The 18,852-nt window shown below is 36.1% G+C and carries 16 protein-coding genes; 10 read left to right on the forward strand and 6 right to left on the reverse strand.

Annotation, left to right across the window (positions count from 1 at the left end; genetic code table 11):
• Window positions 1-18 precede the first annotated feature (18 nt).
• The 3 genes from AXG55_RS07820 to AXG55_RS07830 all read right to left on the reverse strand — a co-directional run bounded on the left by AXG55_RS07820 (window position 19) and on the right by AXG55_RS07830 (window position 4,522).
• The gene (locus AXG55_RS07820) at window positions 19-1,038 is read right to left on the reverse strand and encodes an adenosine kinase (protein ID WP_148697567.1); all 1,020 of its coding nucleotides are present in this window, start codon (window positions 1,036-1,038) and stop codon (window positions 19-21) included.
• A 72-nt stretch (window positions 1,039-1,110) separates the two neighbouring features.
• The gene (locus AXG55_RS07825) at window positions 1,111-2,106 is read right to left on the reverse strand and encodes a hypothetical protein (protein ID WP_148697568.1); all 996 of its coding nucleotides are present in this window, start codon (window positions 2,104-2,106) and stop codon (window positions 1,111-1,113) included.
• A gap of 25 nt (window positions 2,107-2,131) precedes the next feature.
• Window positions 2,132-4,522, reverse strand: a complete 2,391-nt coding sequence (locus AXG55_RS07830; RefSeq protein ID WP_148697569.1) for a TonB-dependent receptor — start codon at window positions 4,520-4,522, stop codon at window positions 2,132-2,134.
• Window positions 4,523-4,791: 269 nt separating this feature from the next.
• Between AXG55_RS07830 and AXG55_RS07835 the strand changes: the two genes are divergently transcribed.
• Window positions 4,792-6,444: an ArnT family glycosyltransferase gene (locus tag AXG55_RS07835; RefSeq protein WP_148697570.1), complete on the forward strand. Its 1,653-nt coding sequence runs from the start codon at window positions 4,792-4,794 to the stop codon at window positions 6,442-6,444.
• Here the strand turns inward: AXG55_RS07835 and AXG55_RS07840 are convergent.
• Window positions 6,441-6,845, reverse strand: coding sequence for a hypothetical protein (locus AXG55_RS07840; protein ID WP_148697571.1), 405 nt, complete (start codon window positions 6,843-6,845; stop codon window positions 6,441-6,443). The two genes, AXG55_RS07835 and AXG55_RS07840, sit on opposite strands and share 4 nt — an antisense overlap.
• A 218-nt stretch (window positions 6,846-7,063) precedes the next feature.
• On the opposite strand from AXG55_RS07840, the gene AXG55_RS07845 reads away from it, so the two are divergent.
• The 5 genes from AXG55_RS07845 to AXG55_RS07865 all read left to right on the forward strand — a co-directional run bounded on the left by AXG55_RS07845 (window position 7,064) and on the right by AXG55_RS07865 (window position 11,759).
• Entirely contained in the window at window positions 7,064-7,336 is a 273-nt protein-coding gene (locus AXG55_RS07845; protein ID WP_148697572.1) for a glutaredoxin domain-containing protein, read from the forward strand.
• Between the two features lie 116 nt (window positions 7,337-7,452).
• Complete coding sequence (locus AXG55_RS07850; RefSeq protein WP_148697573.1) at window positions 7,453-8,106, forward strand: hypothetical protein; 654 nt, start codon at window positions 7,453-7,455, stop codon at window positions 8,104-8,106.
• A gap of 105 nt (window positions 8,107-8,211) precedes the next feature.
• Window positions 8,212-10,314, forward strand: coding sequence for a transketolase (tkt, locus tag AXG55_RS07855; protein ID WP_148697574.1), 2,103 nt, complete (start codon window positions 8,212-8,214; stop codon window positions 10,312-10,314).
• 4 nt (window positions 10,315-10,318) lie between these two features.
• Entirely contained in the window at window positions 10,319-10,879 is a 561-nt protein-coding gene (locus AXG55_RS07860) for a phosphatase PAP2 family protein (protein WP_233231084.1), read from the forward strand.
• A 43-nt stretch (window positions 10,880-10,922) separates the two neighbouring features.
• Window positions 10,923-11,759, forward strand: coding sequence for a hypothetical protein (locus AXG55_RS07865; RefSeq protein WP_148697575.1), 837 nt, complete (start codon window positions 10,923-10,925; stop codon window positions 11,757-11,759).
• Here AXG55_RS07865 and AXG55_RS07870 read toward each other — a convergent pair.
• Window positions 11,677-13,725 carry a hypothetical protein gene (locus AXG55_RS07870; RefSeq protein WP_148697576.1) on the reverse strand — a complete coding sequence of 683 codons (2,049 nt, stop codon included), beginning with the start codon at window positions 13,723-13,725 and terminating at the stop codon, window positions 11,677-11,679. The genes AXG55_RS07865 and AXG55_RS07870 overlap by 83 nt on opposite strands.
• 206 nt (window positions 13,726-13,931) lie before the next feature.
• Here AXG55_RS07870 and AXG55_RS07875 point away from each other — a divergent pair, with 206 nt between their 5' ends.
• Both AXG55_RS07875 and AXG55_RS07880 read left to right on the forward strand, forming a co-directional pair.
• Window positions 13,932-14,165 carry a KH domain-containing protein gene (locus tag AXG55_RS07875; RefSeq protein WP_148698833.1) on the forward strand — a complete coding sequence of 78 codons (234 nt, stop codon included), beginning with the start codon at window positions 13,932-13,934 and terminating at the stop codon, window positions 14,163-14,165.
• Window positions 14,166-14,324: 159 nt separating this feature from the next.
• Window positions 14,325-15,506 carry a hypothetical protein gene (locus AXG55_RS07880; protein WP_148697577.1) on the forward strand — a complete coding sequence of 394 codons (1,182 nt, stop codon included), beginning with the start codon at window positions 14,325-14,327 and terminating at the stop codon, window positions 15,504-15,506.
• Between the two features lie 23 nt (window positions 15,507-15,529).
• Here the strand turns inward: AXG55_RS07880 and AXG55_RS07885 are convergent, their stop codons facing one another.
• A complete protein-coding gene (locus AXG55_RS07885) occupies window positions 15,530-17,044 on the reverse strand; it encodes an FGGY family carbohydrate kinase (protein ID WP_148697578.1) in 1,515 nt (504 codons plus the stop codon).
• 57 nt (window positions 17,045-17,101) lie between these two features.
• On the opposite strand from AXG55_RS07885, the gene AXG55_RS07890 reads away from it, so the two are divergent.
• On the forward strand, window positions 17,102-18,244 hold the full coding sequence (locus tag AXG55_RS07890) for a glycoside hydrolase family 3 N-terminal domain-containing protein (RefSeq protein ID WP_233231085.1): 1,143 nt from the start codon (window positions 17,102-17,104) through the stop codon (window positions 18,242-18,244).
• Window positions 18,193-18,852: an energy transducer TonB gene (locus AXG55_RS07895; protein WP_148697580.1), complete on the forward strand. Its 660-nt coding sequence runs from the start codon at window positions 18,193-18,195 to the stop codon at window positions 18,850-18,852. The genes AXG55_RS07890 and AXG55_RS07895 overlap by 52 nt, the downstream gene beginning before the upstream one ends.

Below are 18,852 nucleotides of genomic sequence, written 5' to 3' on the forward strand. Positions count from 1 at the left end.
CCATTTAGGATTTCGCTATTATCTTATAATAGCTTCTACTTGCGAACGGATATTTGAGGATAGCCTTACTCCCATATAGGAAACCGTATCAGAAGCCAAAAGAGTAGCTATTTGTCCGCACTGTTCATAGGTTAGACCCCTACAGAGGCCAAACATGAATCCTCCTGCAAACATATCCCCCGCTCCTGTAGTATCGGCAACTTCTATTTTTTTTGCAGGTATAAATATCACATTTTCATCATGGGCAATATATGCTCCCTTTTCTCCGTCCTTCACAACAACAAGCTCAATTGTTTTAGCTAGTTCCAAAGCAGCCTGTTCAGGGGACATTTCAAGTAAAATGCGGGCTTCCTCAGCATTCAAAAAGACCAAATGAGTTTTTTCTAACAATTTAAGCATGGTTCTTTGACCATGACGCTTGATAACAAAGGGATCAGCGACATCAAACGCAATTTTCACATCATTTTGTAGAGCATGCTTAAAAGCTGCATCAAGAGCATCGATTTGATCTTGAGTATCAAGCATATAGCCTGTTGAAAAAAAGATTTTTGATTGCACAATATCATCAAAAGGAACGAAACTAGGCCGATAACTGCGACAAGCTCCAAGATAGGTGTTTAAAGTTCTTTCCCCATCGGGCGTAACAACAACTAAGCAAGTTCCCGTATGCACACCTTCTACTGTAGAAAGTCTATTGGTAATGCCTAATTCGGTCATTCTTTGCGCAAAAGCTTTACCATATTCGTCATTTCCAACCGTACTGCTATAGCTTGTTTTAGCTCCTAATACAGCTAATCCTCGAATGGCATTGGATGCACTGCCTCCTAATTCCACCTCTGGTTTGGCATTGCCAAGATTTCTAAGCACATTTTTTTGTGTTTCTTCATCCACAAGCTGCATTACACCTTTAGTCATTCCAAAAGATTTTAAATCGGAATCATTCGCGCGGACAAGAAGATCTACCAACGCATTTTCAATAGAAACGACATCAAACACATGCCTAAATTGCTCTGTAGAAAAAAAAGAATTTTGAATCATTTTTCAAACACCTCAATGATTGTTTTCAATGCATCTTGCTTTCACAAGTCATAATTTTTAAGAAAACATTTATTATTGTGCTGTAAAAGGGCCTAAGATTTTAAAATCCACACCACCCAATAAATCACGGACAACAACAAATCCTCCTACCGTTGTCCCAGAGGACACACTCGGATTCCAAGTTGTCGAGCTTGCCGTATCTAAATTCAAATTTCCACTACTGACGTACCATTGCACACGTTGCCCATAGGCATAAATAGGATTTGTAGAATCACGAGGAGAAGGAATGGAAGGTGAATTTAAATTTGCAGTAATAGTGGATTGAAAGCGTCCCGAAATGGTGCTTGATGAAGGAGTCACACTCGTAATTTGTATAGGATTATTTGTAACAGCAAGGCCTTTTTGCACTTGGCTCCATTTTGATGAAGAAATATAAGAAGGAGTATTAGAAGTAGACCACCATGAGTCAGTCGGATCAGGTAAAAAATAAAAGGAATATTCACCTTGATCGCTAGAAATTGCGCTAGACACCGTATAATTCATTTGAAAGCCAGGGAAGTCGCTAACTCCTGCCATGTAGTTATTAATTAAATTTGTTGTTGTTACAATGCATTGCACATCATATCTAAAGACAGTAATTCGAAAAGGTGTTGTTTGGACTGCCGTTATTGGATTTACAGCGGCAGGTTGCAAAAAAGTTGAAGGAGTATAACTTATCCCCGTTGTCCCTGCGGCAACACCACGTGCTCCTCCTCCCCCACTCAAATAATTGTTACCTAAAGCAAATAAGATAATATTATTCATTGTGAGAGAAGGAGTTTCATTTGTTGGAGAAATAACAACAATATTTAATTGCTGTGCAGAGGTGCATCCACTATTATTAATTCTAATAGGAAATTGTTGTGATGCTGTTCCAGAAAATACATTTGCCGATTGAACTAATGACGCCACCACTCTCACTTTGTTAATTTGATAATAATTATTATCTGCTCCGCTACAACCATTTATAAATACCATAAATAACAAAGAGCGTATCAAAAAATTCTTATTCATATTAAAATTAAACATAACCATCCTTAATAAAAAAAGGAATTTAAAACTTTGCAATAACCCCTAATGAAGGAATTAGAGGCAGTCCATAAACCTGAACAGTATTTGAATAATCTCGATTGTAAGTCGTATAAGCAACGTTACTTCTATTAAATAAATTTAAAATATCCAAATATGTGGTGAGCTTCCAATCGGAAAAATAAAAATCATATTCCGTTCTAAAGTCCACTTCCATATAATAGGGATTGCGAGCATCATTTTTATTTATCAAATAAGTATTGCCATCGGCTGTTGGTTCATAGGCACCTGTATTTTGATTATATGTACCACCAGGGACAGAACTGTAAGGAGATCCTGAAATATATTGAATGCGCGTTCCTACATTCCAGCGGCCGGTGATTTTTTGTCCGTAAACGATATTTAAGGAATGCCTTCTGTCATAGGCCGAATAACGCCAAATACCACTTCCCGGATCTCTTTGCTCCGCAATACTGTAACCATAACTGACCCAACCAAACCAAAAATCAGAAGCTTTTTTCTTAATAAAAACTTCCACTCCTCGTGCACGTGACTGAATGGAATTCTCATATTTGTTATTTGCATTACTCACAGCGGGTCCTGTTAAATTTTGACTTGTCTTATACCAAAGTTGAGTATCTGTGCTGTAATTTTCTAAAAATTTAGATTCGTGACCTAATACATATTGCTGACTGCGTTCTAGCTCTAAATTAGGATTACCATAAACAGGAATAGTAAATTGCACAGCTGGTTGTTGACTATAATAACCCCAAGCAAATTTTAAAGTCTGCCCCTTCATAAAATCGAAACGAACACCAATGCGAGGATCAAGGGCTTGTTGTGTCGAAGTGGGACCTTTTAAAACATTTATACCGGGATTTATTTTTATACTTTTAATAGGAGAATAACTAATATCTATAAAAGAATCAGCATAATATTTTGATGCCTTAATCGTGTCATTGGTACGCGGTGCCAATTCGGGATCAAAGTAAACAGTGGGATCGCCACTGGGATATTGCACAACATTAAAACCTACTTGATCATAGGCATATTTTGGTCTCACACCTACAGAAAAAGACAAATCTTCGTTTACTTTTTTATCTAATATAACACCTATACCATATAATTGGCTTTTCGCATCAACAACATCTCCTAATATATTTTGTTGCCATATAAAGTAACGTTGTTCAACAACGAAACGAAGTCCATATCCATTGCTTAAATTTAGACTATAACGCAATCCTGTCAATTCCATAGCATTATAAAAGCTAAACGAATTTTGACCTGAAGACGTGGTGCTATTTCCAATAGGAGCTGATAATGAAGCGCTATCAACAGCCCCTAATAAATACGCTTGCCAAGTGCCATTAGAGTGATTTCCATTTAAAATAATTTGATAGTCTGTTGCTTGGGGCACTGTAAAAACACTTGTATTATTAGATAACTTCTGAATTAATGGCTTGTATAATTCTAAATAAGTGCGGCGAAATCCAACCCGATAACCGATACCATCATTTTCTTTTTCATTAGCTACAGTATTATGAGTTGTATTTGTTACGTTATTATTATGAGTTGTATTTACCTCGGTAGAGGTAGAAGCATCTGTTAATTTAGCATTATTCTCATGACTAGAAAAAGCATTTCCCTCTAAATAAACTCCTGATTGAACTAATCCCAGTTCAAATTCACCGGAAAATCTAGAAGGAATATTTCCCGGACTTCTTAATTGAATGACGCCTCCAATGGTATCAGAATACCTCGCACTAAAAGCACCGGGATAAAAATCCATAGACTCAATCATCCGAGGAGGGATAATTGTTTCTGCACCCCCAAAGTGAAAAATAATGGGTAGAAGCAAATCGTCATAAAAATAGGAATTATCTCCAGGCAATCCTCCGCGCACAACGACATCAGCACTTCCTACATTTGCGGGTAACACCGATGGCAGTGTTTGCAATGCTTTGACGGCATCACCACCTGTACCTGGCAAATGGGATAATTCTTCTTGCTGAAAAGAATTTTGTGAAATTTCATCTTTTTGTTTTGCACGGATAATCCCATAGGTATTATAATCTGCAGAAGGTTCCATTGAAAAGGGCGAACTCAGAGTTAATTTTCCATTTTCAATATTAATATTTAAATCTTGATAATTATCAGCACGAATCAAAATCCCTTTAGAGCTTTTTGTTACCTTAAAAGAAAAATATCCTTTTTTATTTGTCTGCGTATTATTTTCTTTATTGCCCAAATCTATAACAAGGGCATCTGGAATAGGTGCTGAGCTACCTAGTGCCTTCACCATCCCTTCCAAGGCTATGCCATCTACAGTCTGAACTTTATCCTGTTGGGTATTTTGAGAAAAAGATCTAAAATGACTAAATAAAAAAATAAAAATAAGCAAAAAACTTTTTTGCATAAAATTTAACCCATTTTTTAATATAATAGCATAAGTTGAAATGACTTAGATTTACAATACACGACTTGTTTCAAAATTCAAATATCTATGTAAAATTAGGCAATTAAAAAGTTATAATTAAAATTGCTATAAATAAAAGCTTTCCTATAAAATCAGAAAGGAGAATTTACAAACTCGCTATAAAATTATAAAAATCAACTCTCAGTTTAAAAAAATTGAGAATTAAATTAATATAAAAAAATGTTCATAAAAAAATCTAAGGATCGAGAGTGACTAAAACAAAGCTTCAAAAGTATTCGCCCTTCCACACCAAATTGAGTCAATCATTTCAATGGAAAACTCATTGGCTATGGTCAACTCTTTTCTTTTTTCTATTGCTCCGTTTATTTTGGTGCATCAATTTTCCCATGGCAAATGATGAAGTTTATTATTGGGATTGGTCAAGGCATCTTCAATTAAGTTACGTTGACGCGCCTCCTTTTGTGGCATGGATTTCATATGTAGGAAGCATATTATTTTCAGGATCCTTCGGTGCTCGGTTTTTACTGCCCTTTATTCATATTGGAACAACAATTTTTATAATACTCAGTTCAAAGAAAATTGCTGAAATAACCCACCAACAATTTTCAAACGAAACCGTTATTGCCATACTCATTTTAACACAACTTGCTCCCGTATTTAATTTAGAAGGAATTATTTTATTACCAGATGGATCATTATTATTTGGAATTGCAGGTGCATTATATTTTTTACTTAAAGCGTTACATGAAAATATCATAAAAAATCATAATGCGCTTAACATAAAATATGGTTTATTTTTTGGAATATTTCTAGGCATCTCTGCTCTTTCAAAATATCATGCTCTTCCTATAGCTATTGGTTTTTTTATAGGAACGATTTTATTAAGAAGCTTCGAAAAATCTATTAAAGATATTCCATTTTGGATTACCACAGTCATTTCGGCATTCATTATTTCAAGTCCCGTTTTTATTTGGAATTACTTAAATAATTTCGCTTCATTTCACTTTCAAAGTCAACATGGCTTTTCTGGTTTTTCATTTCAAATAAAACCATTTTTACGCTATTTATTTGGCTCAATGTTTTATTTATTACCTTGGTTTTTTATTCCACTCTTTTACTTTGCCTTTAAAGGTATTCAAAAAAAATCCTCTTTAAAATCTATTCATACTATATGCATTTTACCTTTTTTTATTTTATTTTTTATAATTTTATTTTCTTCACTTGGAAAACAAGCTTTGCCTCATTGGGCAATGCCAGGATTTCTTTTATTAATTCCCGCATTTTGTGTAACATGGAAACCATTCACAGGTAAATATAGAAAAATTTGGAAAAAACTTACTTTTACATCAATTGGAATCTGTATTTTAATACCTTCTTTTTTAAGTATTCCTTTAACAAACCAAATTATTGTGAACACTTTTACAAAAATTATAGGCAATGCTGACCCTTTATTTCAGGCATTTGTTTGGCAAAATTTACAAGAGGATCTTGAAAAACAACAAAATATAAAAATAGTGAGTGCACCCTATCAGCAAGTCAATTCCATTGAAAACTGTCAAAATCAATATAGAATTGCATCGTTAAAATGGTACTGGACATCACAAATAGCCTTTCACTTTAAAAATCAACCTAAGGTATATAATTTTGATTTTAATAATTCTTCATTTTATACTTGGCGTGATGAAATTTTTAAATTTGCAGAATGTAAATTTATTATATTAGGAAGCATGGATCATTTTAATCAAAATGAGATTTTTAAAATCATGAATGTAGAAGAAATTAAAGAATTTTATTTATCTCCCTATTATGGAGAAACAATTGTTTATATTAAAGGTGTATTAAAAGAAGAATCAACATTAAAGCAAGTTTATGCAAAAATGAAAGGCGATATCCGCTACTAAATAAATTGTTTTAATTTTTCAAGCACATCATGAAGGGCACAACGGACAATTTCCACTTCCCATGTATGACCTTTGGCATAACGTTCCAAAGTATTTACCCACTCGCTTAATGATTGCGCAACAGCAGGAAAGGACTGATCTTCTTGAATATTGAGATCATCGTCAGACAATTGTTCCAAATAAGACTTCCAAGAAACCAATGGGGCGTCTAGCAAATTTACAAGTCTATTCAAGCGTTTGGTTTGTTCCTGCCCCTCCCAATCACCACTCACCTGAAAAGGATACCAATCGAGTTCATGACGATGTAACCAAAGATGCGCCCCATTACTGAGAGCAATTCTGCGAAAATCGTCGGGTAAGGCATTTTGAAATCCATCAGGCCTTTTCCAAATTACATGCATGATACTATCCCCATCTGCTTAAATAAACAAAGACGCACCCTCCAAAGGGCTTAATTTAAAACCTGATAATACAACTGAAAAAAAAATACACAAGCTCAAAAAATAATTTAGCTTATTACCAAGAAAAGATGACAATATTTGTACTTAGTATTACTCTAATCAAAGAAAACACACATTATTGATGTGCGTGTATTCTTCATTAAAAAAGGAGTCTCGTTTTGGCTAAAGTTTTAATATATACAACAACAATTTGCCCCTACTGCAATGCTGCAAAAAATCTTTTTAAAAGTCTTCATGTTGATTACGATGAAATAAATTTAGACGACAAACCTGACTTAAGAGCAAAACTTTCCATGGAAAACAACGGCTGGCGCACAGTTCCTATGATCTTTATCAATGATAAATTCGTAGGTGGCTTTGATGACACAAATAAACTCCATAAAGAAGGTGAGCTGGTAAAACTTTTGGGGATAGAAAATAAAAATATATAATTATTTAAGAATGATATATATAATTAACTTTAAAAGTAACAATAATGAAAATAAATATTTTAATTTTTACAACAATCGCCTTAATTTCAAATAGTTGTGTTATAGGCTTTAGCAATATGCAAAACCATATCCCCGAAGAGTTTTCTAAGGTTTATTTTCCTTCAACCAAAGATGCATCGGTATATGCTGGAAATTCCAGCCGTTTATCATTTGCTATCAGACAAAAAATAGCTTTGCGCAGCGATATGCAATTAACCACCTTAGAAAACGCCAGATGGGCTTTACAAGTAAAAATTCTTGATAGAAATCAGAGCATTGTGGCTGTTGATTCCTGCAAAAACCCATCCACCCCCTCTGTTGCCAGTGGTTCTTATTTGTGCACATCAATTCACCCCGAACTGACTAACACCGCAGACACGCCGACAACATTCCCCACTTCCTTCAACCAACCCTCAATTTCCCCTTCCCAGGAAAAAATAGATCTCAACGTTGAAGCAAAAGCCATCGATTTAAACACAGGTCAAACCATGTGGGCTAAACTGTATAGCGCAAACAATATCCCCTCTATTGTGTTTAATGAAATTGGTGATACCGACGGCAACACCACTAAGTACACACAGTGGACTCCCGATCTTCACGGCCTCCGCTACCAAGAAGCTATCGACAATACAGTAAAAGCCTATTCTGAAGCCATCGCATTTGATGTTCAAAAAATGATTTTTTCTTCAATGCCTAAAAAAGGCGACTTAGAAAAAAGTAACGCAAAGTAAAATATCTTTCGTAAAAAAGACGGGAGTTCATATTGAAAAAGCAAACATCTGAATGTAGTTTGAGGTCGATTTAGAGACAAGAACCCATGCAGGAGATCTCCGCTTATGTTTTTGAAATTTGTTTCTGACCATAAAAAAGATTTAGAAAATATAGCCCTTGCCGTCCGCATTCTAGGTATGGATGCTGTGTTAAAGGCAAAATCAGGTCATGTTGGATTGCCTTTGGGGGGCGCTGAAATGGGCGCCCTCCTTTATTTTGTAACAATGAATCATTCACCCACAAATCCCCAATGGATCGATCGCGACAGATTTATTCTCTCAGCGGGTCATGGAAGTATGCTGCAATATTCTTTGTTGCATCTTGCCGGCTACAATTTATCAAAAGAAGAAATTATTCAATTTAGACAACTAGGCAGCAAAACAGCGGGACATCCCGAATACGGTCACACCGAAGGCGTAGAATGCACCACGGGTCCTCTAGGACAAGGAATTTCACATGCCGTAGGAATGGCTCTTGCCGAAAGAATGCTCGCTGCTAAATTCAACGAACCACAGCATGAATTGATCGATCACAGAACATATGTGATTGCAGGTGATGGCTGCTTAATGGAAGGCGTAAGTTCGGAAGCTTCTAGCTTTGCAGGCCATTTAAAACTCAATAAATTAATCGTACTTTATGATGCGAACAATATAACAATTGACGGAATTATAGATATTTCATTTACTGAAAATGTGGGTAAAAGATACGAATCCTATGGATGGAATATTTTACAAGCAGATGGCAATGATTTTGTTTCTTTAGCAAAAGCAATGGATAAAGCTTATGAAAATTCTAATTTTCCCAACGGAGAAACGGGACCAACATTAATTATATGTAAAGGTATTCCTGGAAAAGGTTCTCCAAAATGGGAAGGAAAGCCAAAAATTCATGGCAATCCTATGAGCGCTGATGACGTAATCGACGCTAAAAAGCATTTAGGAATTGACAATACAGAGCCTTTTTATATTCCTGATTATTGCATTGCTTCTGCAGCAAAAATCATTTCATTCCGTTCTGAAAAATCTAAAAATTGGCTCAATCAATTTAACGAAACAAAAGCCCATTGGGAAAGCAAAAATCCTGAAAAATTAAATTTATGGAATCAGCATTTTAATAATAACGAAGTGATTCATTTAAACCCTGAATCTTGGAAAATCGCAAAGGGTAAAATGGCAACGCGCATAGCAAGCGGAAAAGCACTTTGTGAACTTGCGTTAAATAATCCCAAATTAGTGGGTGGCTCAGCTGATTTAGCAGGAAGTAACTTAACCACGTTACCTTTCTCCAGTTTCGTAAATGCAAAAGACTTTTCAGGACGTAATATCCATTTTGGCGTGCGCGAACATGGCATGGCCGCTATTTGCAACGGCATCACATTACACGGCGGACTCCAGGCTTATTGCGCAACTTTCGCTGTTTTCTCAGATTATATGCGACCTGCCATCAGACTCGCCGCTCTTATGAAAATTCCAACCTTATTTATTTTAACTCATGACAGCTATGCTGTAGGCGAAGATGGCCCCACACACCAACCTATTGAACACGCCGCATCGCTGAGAGCCATTCCCGATCTCAACGTATACCGTCCCGCCGATGCTCTTGAAACCTTTGTCGCTTGGGAAAAATCCGTTCAGTGTAAAAACAAACCTAGCGCCTTGCTGCTTACAAGGCAAGATTTAGAAGATCTCGATACAAATTCAGCAACACCTCGTTCGCTGGAACAGGTTCAAGATGGATTTATAAAGGGCGCTTACATACTAAAAGATTTTTCAAACAGCAACGATAAAGCTCAAAAAATTGTTTTAATTGCCGCAGGAAGTGAAGTTTCCTTAGCTCTTCAAGCAGCTCAGCAATTAGAAAGTAAAAGTTTTACAACGACTCAAGTCGATAACATCACACTAAATGTGCGAGTTGTAAGTTCACCATCGCCGCAACTTTTGGTCGAACATCCTGTGACTTTAAATCATTTCTTACCTAAAGAACTGCCTTTATTTGCCATCGAAGCAGGCTCACCTCAAAGCTGGGGTGAAATTGTGGGTCGCAGTGGAGCTATTTTTGGAATCAAATCCTTTGGAGCATCTGCTCCCGCCGGAGAACTTGCAAAACATTTTGGATTTGTTCCTGAAAAAATTGTTACGTTTGTACTTAACCAATTACATTTAAGGTAAGAATATGACCTCAGTATTAAAGTGGTTTAATAATTTAAGTTTATATATAACGAAACAAAACACTAATATTCTGTATTTTGTTTGTCTCGCAATTGTTTTTATCATAAACATAATTATTAATATTAAAGAACCCTTTCATATTTGGGTCGAAATCATAGGCTCCATTATTCAAATTGCCATTCCCATGTATGTTTTAGTCCCCATTTTATGGAAAAAAGATGCAGAAGGTACAAAGCAAATGCTCAAACATTTGCTTTGTATTTTAGGAATCACCTGGTCTTTCAAAATGGGTCTGAGCGATGTTTTTGGAATCAATGACATCCGTCCCCGAGGAGGCGGCATGAGCTTCCCCAGCGGCCATACTTCGGGAGCCTTTTCAGGAGCTGTTTTTTTAGCCATCCGCTACGGATGGAAATACGCCTTAATCGCTCTTCCTCTTGCTTGTTTCGTTGGATTTTCTCGAATTTTCGCCATGGCACATTGGCCAAGCGATGTTGCAGCAGCCATAGCATTATGCATCTTTACGGGACTCTGTTTCGTTAGACCTTACAAAAAGAAAATTTAAATCTTAATGCTTTTAAATTTTCTTAATCAACTAGGAAACACGGATGTTACCTCGTTATTTGCAAGAGTATTTATCAAATATTTCAGTTTATTTTATTTTAGAAATATTTACATTAAATACAATAGTATTTTTATTTATATTTTTCTATTCTTTAAGAAATGAAAAATTAAATATCAAAATTATTAATATTATTTTAAATTTATCAATAATAACATCATATTTGGTTCAAACAAAAGAAAAATTAAATATTTTTTCTGATCTATTTTTTATAGTATTTATTATTTTTACTTCACACATAATCACAAAATTAATAATTATTTTAAATATTTGTTTTATTACTTCAAAAAATTTTTTCATATCAACAAAAAAAAGATATTCAAATTTAAATGACAAAAATCAAAAAAATAATTCTCAAGCAAAAACAATCACAGTAAACTCTCCCAAAAGAACTTCACCCTATGGTACACCACAAATTATGACTTCTTTTGGTTTAAAAGTACGCAGTAAAAGTGAAGTATTTATCGCAGAAAAATTATACGAAAAGAAAATTAATTTTAAATATGAACAACCTTTATCTGCAGGTGAAAAGACTTATTATCCCGATTTTACAATTTATTTAGGTAACAAAGAATTTTATTGGGAACATTTTGGCATGCTCAGTGATGAGAATTATGCTTTAAAAACAGAAATAAAAATAAAATGGTATAAAAAGCATTTTCCCGATCGCTTAATATGGACTCAAGAAGATTCTAATTTAGTTCCGCAAATTCATGAAATCGCGGAATGTATGGCAAAATCTAAGCGGCTGCCGCGTCATTTTCCTCATCTTCCAAAGTTCCGTGAGTCAGAGGGACATGCATTTCAAAATCGCCGTACTTAACCTGTAATTTTCCTGCTACATTTTCTATTATAAAGACTTCGTCTTCTACTTGCATTTCAATAACTTTACCTTCTTCAATGTGCTTATATGGAATTCTAAAATCAGAACCATCAGATAAGACAACTGTGACATAATCACCACGAACTTGTATGGAGGTTTTATTGCTTGTCGTCGGTATGTGAGAGGGATCTGCATCTTCATCGAGACCTATGGAAGCATCTTCACCAATACTTTCACTTCCTCCGCCCCCCTCACTTTGTGGAGCGGCATTTTGCAAAGAAACATCCTCTCCCATGCCATGATCAATGGGCTCTGGTGCAGGATGATCTTCTTGAGCCGCCGGAGCAGCACCTGAATCCGAAGTATCATCAACAATTTCAAGATCTTTCATTTCAGCAGAAGCGCCTTCAACAGGAACTTCTTCTGCGGGTTTTTCTTGTTCTGACATAGACTCCTCCCCTTTAGGGACTTCAGCAGCTCCGGCCATCTCCAGGGGAGCTACATCTTCTGAAGCATTTTCAGATGCCTCAATCGCAGGAACCTCTTCTGTTCCCGCCACTTCCAAGGGCGCCTCTTCCTCTTTCACATCTGCAACCGAAGCTTCTTCCGCATCGGCCACAGGTGCGTCCGCTTCTGGAGGCGTCTCACTTGTAGATGCATCCACCTCGGGAACTGCTTCTGCTTCTGCAGCGCTTTCAGCTGATTCGGAAGGAGGAACAGGCTCTGCTGAACTTGCATCTAAGGGAGTTTCGTCCACAGGCTCGGCTGCAATGTCTTCATCGGAAGATTCCGACGCAGAATCACTAGAAACTTCCAAACTTTCTTCTTGAATAGGAACTGCAGCAGCATCTTCTTCCTCAGGTGCTGTTGCATTTTCAGTTTGAGGAGCTTCTTCGGTAGATTCCTCAATAACAGATTCGGTTGCAACACCTTCATCAGCTGAGGGAGGAGCATCGGCTTCTAATGGAACTTCTTCTGCTGCTGCATCAGCTTCTAATGGAACTTCTTCTTCTGCATCCGCTTCGGCGGGCGCTGCTTCCTCAGCTGAGGGAGGAGCATCAGCTTCTAATGGAACTTCTTCTGCTGCCGCTTCGGCGGGCGCTGCTTCCTCAGCAGGAGGAGCATCAGCTTCTAATGGAACTTCTTCTGCTGCCGCTTCGGCGGGCGCTGCTTCCTCAGCAGGAGGAGCATCAGCTTCTAATGGAACTTCTTCTGCTGCCGCTTCGGCGGGCGCTGCTTCCTCAGCTGAGGGAGGAGCATCAGCTTCTAATAGAACTTCTTCTTCTGCTGCTGCTTCTACAGAATCCGCAAGAGCTCCTTTTTCAATAGCATCTTTAAAAGCAGCAATACCTAAACGAGAAACAACTTCTGATAAGTTTTCAGCACCTTGTTTATTTTGAGAATAAGTATCGAGAACATTTGCAATTGCTTGGCCTATTTTTGCCCTAGGAATAGCCTCAATAACAGGCTCTGAGAGTTTTGGTTCACCAGAAACCCGGCCTCCAATGGACATATTGTAGCCTTTTGAATCACCTACAATATGAATATCATCTGTGGCAGAAGCGACACAGGCTACGGCACAGCCGTTCATTCCAATTGTCAAAGCAGTAAAAGAATCTTTAAATTTTTCGTTTAATATAGGTGAGATTTCAATTGCATCTCCAAGGGCATCTTGTTCACATTTAGGACATAACTCTCCCAGACAAGCTTTAGGAGAAAGAATGGAGTGATTTCTATAATGTTTTAATAATATTCCAGCCTTAGATAACTTTGCATGAAGCTCCAGAAGTTTGTCCTTAGGAACCATAAAACCGATACGCTGGTCTTCAGTTACCTTCAAAAACACCGAGACATCATCAGCAACGTCACAAATTAATCTTAATTGGCTGCCATTATAGACCCCTCCCGCCGCTTCTGCGAGAACAAACAGATTCCCATTTTTAAGTTCAAACTGTCCGGCCGCCAAATTTATACCTCCATGCTACAGTTAAGGTATCGTTAGCTGGGGAGAGAACTTGAGGTTGCCTCCATTTTGTTGAAATAATAATTTAATTTAGTTACTAAAGCTGACACGGCAATCAACCGAACACCAGCCGAACGCGATATCTTGTTGTGGTAACTGTTACATTCAGGAAGGAGTTTTCCCTTATGTCCACCTCCTCTGCATCTTCCATGCGGGAATTAATTGAATATGTCGCAAAATCGCTTGTAGACAACGCTGACAAAGTCGAAATTAACGAAATAAATGGAGCTCAAACTAATGTTATTGAGCTTAAAGTAGCTAAAGAAGATGTTGGCAAAATTATTGGTAAAAGCGGGCGTACAGCCGATGCCATTCGAACCATTTTAAATTGTGGTGCTGCAAAACAAAATAAAAGATATATTTTACACATTATCGATGAATAAAAATTTATTATTTCTAATTTATTCACTCTTTATTATCAAAAAATAAATAAAAATTAATCTAAAATCAAAAAATAAATTCAAATAAGATACTTTATATTCCGAAACAAAAATTATAGTGCTTTAAAATTTTAATTATTTTTAAAGTCAGGAAGGAATATAGTGTATAAAATAAAACACTTTATTTTTAAAATAATAATTTTAATATTTTGTATATTATTGCTTTCATGCAGAAGAATTTCAACTCAACAAGCATCTTTTTCTGTAAATGAACCTACTTTTAATGGTGCAAAATATTCTAGCTATGCGGGATTTACAAAAATTCAAATCCCTATACAAATTACAAATAGCAGTGGTTATAATTACCAAGGAACACTGCAAACAGGTGCAAATAGTATTCAAATCCCAAATGGAACAGTAACAATTAAAGTGGGATTTTTAGCTCAAGGTTATAACTCTTCAAGTTCTTCTGCATGCAAATCTTCAAATGATTCAGATAACAACGAAGACCAGTCCGCCCTCTATACTGAATTTAATGGAAATTTTAGCATTGATGACAATACAAATTCAATAAATATAAATTTTCCAAATCCCTTTTCAGTCATTAATTTCGATCATTTTGGATTTATCATTTACACACCGTCGGGATTGCCCGCAGTTAATGCCAATGTTACTTTTTTTGACCCTATAAGCGGTTCTCCCTTATTGGATCCCTGTACAAATACCCCATTTAGTTCATATACAGATTCGCAGGGTCGTCTAGCTCAAGACATCCCGATTTACAATAGTTCAAAATTATTTGGATTTATTGTTACATTGAGCGATGGAACTGTGCAAAAATTTTTACCGACTCTCCCAAGGGGAGCGACAAATGCTCAATTTTATAAAATGAATATGTCTGATGGAACTTTGGCTTCAATGAATGATCAATCAGATAGTTTTTTAGGAGATGGAAATACAATTGCTTACAGAAGAGATACTCTTCATAAAAATCCTCGTTTCCCAGACTTTTCAAATTATACATTGAATTATCCAGATTATAGCTCGGGAAAAATGAATCTTTATCCTAATAACTCATCCGCACAACAATATGATCTTATCAACAGTAGAAAACTTATTTTTTATTGCCAAGTTTATAATTATACAGGTCCTGTACCCTCACCACCTTATCCTATATGTAAACGCGATATTTCAAATATATTGACTTATCCTTTAGCAATAACTGCTAATGGAAGTTATGTCATAAATTCTTATATTACTGATACAGAAGGTTATAATGCTTCAGATAAATCGCCCTCAAATCCAGCAACAATAACATTTTCAGTTCCACTCAGTCCTCCTTAAATAGAATTTTATAAAATATTTTATTATTTATCACTGGAATAAAAGTTATTAATGCAGTCAACCGCTTTTAGCCAGCGGTATAAATTCGCATTAGCTAGTGCTTCGGGCATATGAGGTTCAAACTCTTTGCCAATTTCTGATTTGATAAAACCCACATCCTCTTCAAGAATACCAACATATGCCGCTCTTGCAGCCCCTAAGGAAGTAGTTTCAATATTTGTCGGGCGGACAAGTGTTGTTTGCAAAATATCTGATTGAATTTGCATAAGAAAATCATTACGCGAGGCACCCCCATCGACTCCTACACGCACAATTTTTTGTTTACTTATTTTCTCCATTAAACGTAACAATTGTACATTTTGCATGGCAATACTTTCTAATACAGCGCGAATAATTTGTGATTTTTGTGTTCCTCTTGTCATTCCAAAAAGAACTCCTTTGGCTTGAGGATTCCAATAAGGCGCCCCCAAACCCGCTAGAGAGGGCACAAATAAAACCTCTTCATCCCTAGGATAACTCATTGCTAATTCCGCACTTTCAGCAGAGTTTTTTACCCAACCAAAATTATCTCGTAAAAATTGTACCGCTGCTCCTGCCACAAAAGCGGAGCCTTCTAACGCAAATACACGCTTTTGTGATGTGCTATAAGCTACGGTCGCTAATAAACCATTGTCTGCTTCCACAATATTTTCGCCCGTATTCATTAATAAAAAAGCGCCTGTTCCAAAGGTTATTTTTGCTTCACCTGGATTCACACAATTTTGTCCAAAGAGAGCCGCTTGCTGATCTCCTAAAATCCCCGTAATGGGTATTCCATCTGGCAAACACGAAATATTTTTTGTGATACCAAAGCGACCCATGCTTGGTTTTATTTCAGGAAGAGTATGAGTAGGTATTGAAAAGACTTCTAATAATTCAGGATCATATTGACCTAAATGTAAATTGTACAACATGGTTCTGCACGCATTGGTATGATCTGTCACAAAAGACTGACCACCCGTAAGTTTCCAGGTAACGTAACAATCCACAGTTCCCAGTGCCAACTCTCCTGCTACGGCCCATTGTTTTGCTTTAGGGTACTGCTCGATCATCCAACGCATTTTTGAAGCACTAAAATAAGGATCACAAACAAGTCCTGTTTTGCGTAAAATCATTTTACGCATTATTTCATTATTCTTTAAGGAATCACAAAATTCTGCCGTTCTGCGATCTTGCCAAACAATAGCATTGCCAGCAATTTCTCCGGTATTTTTATTCCAAGCAAGACATGTTTCTCTCTGATTTGTGATTCCAATTGCTGAAATACGATTTATACTAAATTCATGATTTGATTTTTGAGTTAATTCAATGGCATTTTTAATAGCAGCTAAAGTCGTCTCCCAAATATCGTTAGGATTATGTTCTACCAGACCCGAGCGCGGATAAATTTGTGGAAATTCAATTTTATTATTTCCATACATTGAAAAATCATTCATACTAAAAAAAGATGCTTGAATTCCAGTTGTACCTTCATCTATTGCAAGGATAAAATTATTCATTTTCAGGCTCCTTTATGTTAAGAGATCGAGCTGATACTTTATCTGGAGGATAGTAACGTGAGTTCTTTATCGCGACAAATAATTCCTAAAAAATTTGAAAAATATTTTTATTCTTTACCTATATTAGAACAAGCCGGATTTTTTTTATGGCCGTCTTTTTCAAGTGGAGAATTAACTCTTGAAGAAATCAAATTATTAAATAAAATCAAACCATCGGGATGTATTTTATTTAAAAGAAATATGCAAAATTTAGCACAATCACGCTCCCTTATTAAAAAAATAAAAAAGAATTGTAGCCAAAAAAAATCATCTTTTTCAATGCCTTTTATTACTTCCATCGATGAAGAAGGAGGTCGTGTTTCCAGATTACCTCCTCCTTTTATCCGTGGAAAACCTGCTTTAGAGTTTGTAGATCAAAACGATTTTCAAGGATTAGAAGGGCAACTTTTACATCAAATATTTGTTGCAAAAAGTTTGGGAATTAATTGTTTACTTAGCCCTGTAGCTGATATTTTATCGGAACCAAGCAACCCTGTCATAGGAGATCGTTGCTTTGGTAGGGATGCTGAAACTGTTTCTCTTTTTTCTTTATTTGTAAATGATATTTTATTAAAAGAAAAAATTTATTCCTGTGCTAAGCATTTTCCAGGTCATGGAAATACAAAAACCGATTCACATAAAGAGTTAAGCATCAGTGATGTTTCTTTAGAACAATTAAAAAAAAGAGAGTGGGTTCCATTTCAAAATTTAATTCATCACAATGTCCCTTTTATTATAACGGCACACGTCATTATTCCCAGTCTCGATAAAAATAATCCTGCGACACTGAGTAAAACAATTTTAACAAAATATTTACGTAATGAACTTAAATTTCAAGGCCTTATTATAAGCGATGATCTGCGCATGAATGCCTTAGCAGAACATTACAAATCAAAACGAAATGTAGAATCTTCAATAACAGAAGAATCACCCGTCTCTCAATCAGAAGAGGATAGTTACCTTAAAAAGGCTTGTATCGATGCCCTCAATGCAGGATGTGACATATTATTAAGTTGTCAAAGTATTTCCAGAGAATTGAAAATCGCTGAAGCTATTGCCGATAAAATGCGGCATAATAAAATTTTCCACAGACAAATGCTGGAGAAAGCATGGAATATTTTTTTGATATTAACAAAAAAAATAAAGACCAAAGCTCATTAATCATATTGTTATATAGTATTATTTTCCATGCTATGCTTATTCTAGGCTTATCCTTAGTTAAACCAGGAACTCCCGAATTCATAAAAATCACAGTTGCTACCAATACCATTCAACTCTCTGCAAAAGGAACAACTTCAAATAAACAAACACCATTAAAACACCAAGATAAAAAGTTACCTAAAGAAGAAATTGTAAAGTCGCACTCGCAAAAACAAAGTATTCAAAAGGAAATTCCAAGCGATAATAAACCAATGAAACCCGATCAAAAATCTCTCCCCAATCCCACCCCTACAGGACAATCACCAAATGAAAGTAAAGAGTTTTTCTCTTCTGAAGCAACAGTGGATAAAACAGCGCAATGCACTCTACCTGAAATCAATTTAACTGAAGATGCCATCAATGCGGGCGTAACAAGCGGATCGGTTATTATTGAAGTTCATATTAACAGTCTTGGCAAAGTTGTTGATTCGAAATTAATAAAAGGAACAGGCTATAAAATTGATCAAGTGGCTGTCAATGCTGCTAAAGAATTAAATTGCAAAGCTGCATGGCGAGAAAAAGAAAATGTCGGCGTTATTAAAAGAATCAATTGGATTATTGTTCAGTAA

Origin of the sequence: Silvanigrella aquatica (genome assembly GCF_001907975.1) — a bacterium.
In the GTDB taxonomy this organism is placed as follows: domain Bacteria; phylum Bdellovibrionota_B; class Oligoflexia; order Silvanigrellales; family Silvanigrellaceae; genus Silvanigrella; species Silvanigrella aquatica.

Coding starts and splice junctions, on each gene's coding strand:
- AXG55_RS07830 (WP_148697569.1), bottom strand. CDS start 4,522: ATGCAAAAAAGTTTTTTGCTTATTTTTATTTTTTTATTTAGTCATTTT.
- tkt (WP_148697574.1), top strand. CDS start 8,212: ATGTTTTTGAAATTTGTTTCTGACCATAAAAAAGATTTAGAAAATATA.
- AXG55_RS07850 (WP_148697573.1), top strand. CDS start 7,453: ATGCAAAACCATATCCCCGAAGAGTTTTCTAAGGTTTATTTTCCTTCA.
- AXG55_RS07885 (WP_148697578.1), bottom strand. CDS start 17,044: ATGAATAATTTTATCCTTGCAATAGATGAAGGTACAACTGGAATTCAA.
- AXG55_RS07840 (WP_148697571.1), bottom strand. CDS start 6,845: ATGCATGTAATTTGGAAAAGGCCTGATGGATTTCAAAATGCCTTACCC.
- AXG55_RS07895 (WP_148697580.1), top strand. CDS start 18,193: ATGGAATATTTTTTTGATATTAACAAAAAAAATAAAGACCAAAGCTCA.
- AXG55_RS07820 (WP_148697567.1), bottom strand. CDS start 1,038: ATGATTCAAAATTCTTTTTTTTCTACAGAGCAATTTAGGCATGTGTTT.
- AXG55_RS07825 (WP_148697568.1), bottom strand. CDS start 2,106: ATGTTTAATTTTAATATGAATAAGAATTTTTTGATACGCTCTTTGTTA.
- AXG55_RS07865 (WP_148697575.1), top strand. CDS start 10,923: ATGTTACCTCGTTATTTGCAAGAGTATTTATCAAATATTTCAGTTTAT.
- AXG55_RS07860 (WP_233231084.1), top strand. CDS start 10,319: ATGACCTCAGTATTAAAGTGGTTTAATAATTTAAGTTTATATATAACG.
- AXG55_RS07875 (WP_148698833.1), top strand. CDS start 13,932: ATGCGGGAATTAATTGAATATGTCGCAAAATCGCTTGTAGACAACGCT.